Below are 1,095 nucleotides of genomic sequence, written 5' to 3' on the forward strand. Positions count from 1 at the left end.
GGGCGTTGCGGGCCGGGGATGGTACCCGGGTACGACGCCGACCCTGAGGTGCCGCGGGCGGCGGCTGCGGGGTGCCCCTTGACGGCGGAACCTAGGATCACGGCATGGAACACGAGTACGTCGTACGAGCCGTCAGGGCCGACGAGTGGCCGCAGGTCAGGGAGCTCCGGCTGGCCGCGCTCCGGGACCCGGCCGCGCCGGTCGCGTTTCTGGAGACGTACGAGGACGCCGCCGCGAAGCCCGACTCGTACTGGCAGGAGCGTGCCGCCGGGGCTTCACGCGGGCTGTCGGCCCGGCAGTTCGTGGCGGTGGGGCCGCACGGCACGTGGGTCGGCTCGGTGACCGCGCTGGTCGAGGAGGCGGGGGCGGCCGATGTCTTCGGCGGGGTCATCGAGCAGCGGCAGGCGCATCTCGTGGGGGTCTTCGTGCGGCCGGAGCACCGGGGCAGCGGCGCGACGGACGCGCTGTTCGAGGCGGTCGTCGGGTGGGCGTGGACCCTGGAGGGGCTGGAGCGGGTGCGGCTGTACGTCCACGAGGACAATCCGCGGGCGCAGGCGTTCTATCGGCGGTTCGGGTTCGTACGCAGCGGAGGGGCCGTCCCGGTGCCGGGCGACCCGTCCTCGCGTGAGTTCGAGCTGGTGCTGAAGAGGCCTTGAGCCCCGTGGGGCCGGTGCGGCCCCGGCGGTGAGGACCTGGGTGAAGACCGAGGTGAGGATCTAGCGGTACGGGTGCTGCGCGCGGGCGGTGTGCAGGGCCTTCGCCCACCAGGCCGGCTGGTCCAGCAGCACCTTGGCGGCGCCGACCGCGCCGTTCTCGTCGTGCGCGCTGCCGTTCTCGCCGAAGTGGTCCCAGGCGTCGTGGAAGCTGACGACGTCGCGGACGGTCGCGCGGTGCAGCTCGGCGAAGACCAGGCGCAGCTGTTCGACGGCGCGCAGACCGCCTCCCGCTCCGCTGTAGGAGACGAAGCCGACGGGCTTGGCCTCCCACTCCGACCGGTGCAGGTCGATGAAGTGCTGCAGGGCGGCCGGGAAGCTGTGGTTGCACTCCGGGGTGATCACCACGTAGGCGTCGGCGGCGTCGACCCGCTCGGCGAGT

General features: G+C 73.2%; 2 protein-coding genes. One reads left to right on the top strand and one right to left on the bottom strand.

Annotated features, from left to right (window positions below; all coding sequences use genetic code 11):
* Positions 1-104 precede the first annotated feature (104 nt).
* On the top strand, positions 105-656 hold the full coding sequence (locus AOK03_RS40160; protein WP_055570230.1) for a GNAT family N-acetyltransferase: 552 nt from the start codon (positions 105-107) through the stop codon (positions 654-656).
* Between the two features lie 60 nt (positions 657-716).
* Here AOK03_RS40160 and AOK03_RS40165 read toward each other — a convergent pair.
* Positions 717-1,095: NADPH-dependent FMN reductase (locus AOK03_RS40165; protein ID WP_167355712.1), on the bottom strand; the 379-nt coding region annotated here is incomplete at its 5' end.

Origin of the sequence: Streptomyces atriruber (assembly GCF_001418325.1) — a bacterium.
Lineage (GTDB): Bacteria > Actinomycetota > Actinomycetes > Streptomycetales > Streptomycetaceae > Streptomyces > Streptomyces atriruber.

Bases quoted from the DNA above. Each gene is read 5' to 3' on its own strand.
- AOK03_RS40160 (WP_055570230.1), top strand. From the start codon at position 105: ATGGAACACGAGTACGTCGTACGAGCCGTCAGGGCCGACGAGTGGCCG.